Here is a 596-nt window from a genome sequence, read left to right as displayed (position 1 = left end):
GCGCGAGCCGGCGCACGCGGGACGACGCGCCCAGCGCCCCGGACGTGGCCAGTACGTCGAGTGCGCCCACCGCCGAAGCGCCCACCGCCGACGCCTCCAGCTCTGGCGCGGCGCCCGCCGCCCCCGGGGCCGGTGCCGAGCCGGCCGGTGCGCCGATCATCGAGGTCAGCGGGCGTACGTACCCGGTCGAGGTGCGCTACCGGCCGCTTCTCGAAGAGGGCGGCCAGGACGGCGACCGCGACCAGGTGACCGCCATCTGCGACGCCGTGGATGAGCTACAGCGCGAGGGCGAGGGCGACATCCTCGTCTTCCTCTCCGGCGAGCGGGAGATCCGCGACACGGCCGACGCGCTGGAGAAGAAGAAGCTGCGTAACACCGAGATCCTGCCGCTGTACGCGCGCCTCTCGCACGCCGAGCAGCACCGGGTCTTCCAGCGCCACACCGGCCGCCGCGTCGTGCTCGCCACCAACGTGGCGGAGACCTCGCTCACCGTCCCCGGCATCCGGTACGTGATCGACCCCGGCACCGCCCGCATCTCGCGCTACAGCCACCGCACCAAGGTGCAGCGGCTGCCCATCGAGCCGATCTCGCAGGCC

The 596-nt window shown here is 73.7% G+C and carries 1 protein-coding gene; it reads left to right on the top strand.

What is annotated here, in order from left to right; genetic code table 11:
• Positions 1-596, top strand: a 596-nt coding sequence (locus tag KUM32_RS35515; protein ID WP_302185222.1) for a helicase-related protein, incomplete at both ends; no start/stop codon positions are given.

This window comes from Streptomyces sp. AC627_RSS907, assembly GCF_019049165.1.
The sequence above is the reverse complement of the archived record's forward strand: the minus strand, read 5'-3'. Positions and strand labels throughout refer to the sequence as shown.